The 3,439-nt window shown below is 40.6% G+C and carries 4 protein-coding genes; 3 read left to right on the plus strand and 1 reads right to left on the minus strand.

The features are described from left to right. From R3X26_RS18660 to R3X26_RS18670, 3 genes are all read left to right on the plus strand, one after another. The coding region (locus R3X26_RS18660) for an ISAs1 family transposase (protein WP_317718826.1) at positions 1-924 on the plus strand (924 nt) is incomplete at its 5' end. Continuing rightward, complete coding sequence (locus tag R3X26_RS18665) at positions 875-1,129, plus strand: transposase (protein WP_411572437.1); 255 nt, start codon at positions 875-877, stop codon at positions 1,127-1,129. The genes R3X26_RS18660 and R3X26_RS18665, both read left to right, overlap by 50 nt. A gap of 106 nt (positions 1,130-1,235) precedes the next feature. Further along, positions 1,236-2,363 (plus strand): glycosyltransferase family 4 protein, encoded by a 1,128-nt coding sequence (locus R3X26_RS18670; protein ID WP_317718827.1) that lies wholly within the window; start codon positions 1,236-1,238, stop codon positions 2,361-2,363. Positions 2,364-2,595: 232 nt separating this feature from the next. Here the strand turns inward: R3X26_RS18670 and wecA are convergent, their stop codons facing one another. Beyond that, entirely contained in the window at positions 2,596-3,438 is an 843-nt protein-coding gene (gene wecA, locus R3X26_RS18675; RefSeq protein ID WP_317718828.1) for a UDP-N-acetylglucosamine--undecaprenyl-phosphate N-acetylglucosaminephosphotransferase, read from the minus strand. Between the last annotated feature and the right edge of the window lies 1 nt (position 3,439).

Consider the following 3,439-nt stretch of genomic DNA (forward strand, 5'->3'; position numbering starts at 1 on the left):
GTACCTTCAGCATCTACAATAGCGCGGGTTATGGGGATGATTAACCCTGTTCGTCTGCAACACTGCTTTATAGAGTGGATGAAAGAATGTTGCGAGCTGACCGATGGGGAAGTAGTTGCGATTGATGGAAAAACGGTTCGAGGCTCTTATGACAAATCTAAAGGTTTAGGCACAATTCACATGGTGAATGCGTTTGCAACTGCGAATGGCGTGAGTCTGGGACAACAAAAGGTTGATTTAAAAAGCAACGAAATTACAGCGATCCCTAACTTATTGGATTTACTCGATATATCAGGTTGTCTAATCACTATTGATGCGATGGGTTGTCAGAAGAAAATAGCCCAAAAAATCTTAGATGTAAAAGCTGATTACTTACTTGCGGTAAAGGGTAATCAAGGGAGACTTGAGCAAGCTTTTGATTCATATTTTGATATGAGCATGCTACAAAATTATGATGGTGATTCATATAGCACGCAAGAAAAGTCTCGTGATAGACAAGAGACGAGGCTTGCTTTGGTGAATGGTGATTTATCAGTACTTGGTGACTTGAAAGAAGAGTGGCCAGGATTGAAAACGATGGGAATAATTGTATCTTTGAGGCAGCAAAGAGAAGCAGTCGAAGAGTCGGAAGTGTCAGTTCGTTATTATATTAGCTCGAAGGATTTAGATGCTAAGACTTTGTTAAATTCAACGCGTTCACATTGGCTGGTAGAATCGATGCATTGGATCCTCGATACTCAATTCGGAGAAGATGAATCACGAAAAAGAGTGGATGATCGAGCAGAGAATTTCGCAAGGATCAGGCAAATGTGTCTGAACTTTTTGAGAAGCGAAAGCTCGTTTAAAGGTAGTATTAAGCATAAAAGAGCGAAGTGTGCGATGGAAGAAAAGTATCTTTCGACCGTTCTTTCAAGCCTTAATTGACGGGGATGTTCATGATTTTTCCGTGAAAGAAGATGCTTGTCGAATTAGAGTTGATGATCGAGCAGAGTCTTTTTCAAGGATCAGACAGGCTTGTTTGAACCTTTTGAAAGGAGAGAAAAGTTTTAAAGGTGGTATCACGCGAAAACGAATGATGTGTGCGATGGATGAAAACTACTTGAGTAAGGTTCTCGGAAGCGTTGCATAGCGGCGATGTTCATGCGATTTCAGTGATCCAGTAGGTTGTGCGCCAAAATTGATATAACGAAGGGCGTGAAAGAATTTGTCGATTGGTTTAGAGGTTATTATCAAAAATGAATGTATCAAAAATAGTAGTTATTACCTCTAATACTAGTTGGTATCTCTATAATTTTCGGAAAAATACGATATTGGCCTTAATCAAAGAAGGTTATCGAGTCGTAGCTATCTCCCCAAAGGATGATTACTCGCAAAAACTTGCAGATTTAGGGACCGAGTACCAGCATATTGAAATAGATCAAGGAGGGACTAATCCAATTAAGGATGTGGGTACTTTTTTTGAGTTTATTGGTCTATATAAGAAAATACGTCCGGATGTAGTTCTTAATTTTACCCCAAAGAACAATATTTACAGTACCTTAGCTGCTTCATTGTTTGGTGCAAAGTCTGTCAATAATATTGCTGGGCTTGGCATGGTGTTTATCAACGAGAATATCACGGCTAAACTTGCTCGTTTCTTATATAAAATTAGCCAACCTAAAGCGCATACGATTTTCTTTCAAAACAATGAAGATAAAGAGCTATTCGCCAAACACAAACTGGCTCCTCTTGATATCACTGATAGAGTGCCTGGCTCTGGTGCGGATCTTACTCGTTTTTCTTTGTCTCCGAGTGATGATGATGGCGTAGTTCGTTTTTTACTGATCGCGAGAATGCTTTATGACAAAGGTATTGGGTACTATGTGGAAGCGGCACGTGAACTAAAATCCAAATATGGTCACAAGGTCGAATTTTGTTTACTCGGATTTCTTGATGTAAATAACCCTTCTGCGGTCTCAAAAGCTGAAATGAACGCTTGGGTCGAAGAGGGAATAGTTAACTACCTTGGCACATCGGATAATGTAGAGTCTGAAATAGCAAAAGTTGATTGTATGGTGCTACCTTCCTTCTATCGTGAAGGTGTCCCTAAATCCTTGCTTGAAGCTTGTGCTATGGGTAAACCTATCGTGACGACTGATAATGTAGGCTGTCGTGAGACTGTTGATGATGGTGTTAATGGCTATTTGTGTGAGCTTCGCAGTACATCCAGCCTTGTTGAAAAATTAGAGTCAATGATAAATCTTTCACATGATCAGCGTTTATCAATGGGCGAGAAAAGTCGTATTAAAGTTGAAAACGAATTTGATGAGAAAATTGTTATCAACAAATACATACAAGCGGTTAAGTCTGCCATTGATTCTTAAGTACTGCGGGTTGTAACTTTTGATGAGTTCGCTCGCATCCCAATAGTCATTTGAGTGCGATTTTACCGTCAACAAAATGAGAAACGGATAAATAACGTATTCTAAGTCGAGCATTGGGTGTGGCATTGATCAGACTTGGAAAATCATGCTTCATAAGGACTCCTTTTAATAGTTCACATTAGATCATAAAATTAACGGAATTGGTATAAGCCTTCTCTATGAATTTAAGCCATTAATACACTTTTTCAGGAAGGTTACGGCAGCGTCTCACCCAACTGGTAATACGCCAAACATAACTCATCGTAACAGTATAGAAAGCAAAGCAAACCAGAAATAGGATAAACATGGTCGATTCTGGTATTTTCAACAATTCACCGCAGATCCCAAACCCTGCAAAGCTGCTGGCGATGGCGCAGATGATCGCGAGCGTTTGACGAGGCGTAAACCCCAGTCGTTGGAATATATGATGTAAGTGCTCTCTGTCGGGTTTGAAAGGGGAGTTGCCGCGTCGTACGCGTCTGAACATGATGGCGGCCATATCCATTAGCGGAATAGCAATCAACCATAAAGCAGTAATAGGACTCATTTGTGCTGTAGATGAGTTTTGGCTAGCACCAAGCAGTAGCCAAATGACGGTAAAACCAATCATCATGCTACCGGCATCCCCCATAAAGACTTTACGCTCTCGTCCAAGAATGCCGAGGTTCATAAAGATATATGGAATAATCGCCACAATAAACACTACGCACAGATATGCTAGGCCATGTTGACTGTCGACTTTTAGTAATATAGCAATAGCACCCAGAGTCACAATAGCAAGCCCACCGAGTAAACCATCAATCCCATCCACCATATTAAAGGCATTGATTGCACCTACTACCGCTAAAATCGTGATAACCGGACTAAGAAAACCTAAATGCAAATCGCCAAGCCCGAAAAGGTTACCTATGTTTTCCAATCGAAGGTCGGCAAAGTACATCATGCAAATGGAGAGGATGGCTTGAACAATAAGACGGATCTTGAAACTGATATCGAATTTGTCATCAAGAGCGCCGATAATAATAAGCGCTGCGATA

The sequence above is a fragment of the Vibrio sp. TH_r3 genome, assembly GCF_033101115.1.
GTDB lineage: Bacteria > Pseudomonadota > Gammaproteobacteria > Enterobacterales > Vibrionaceae > Vibrio.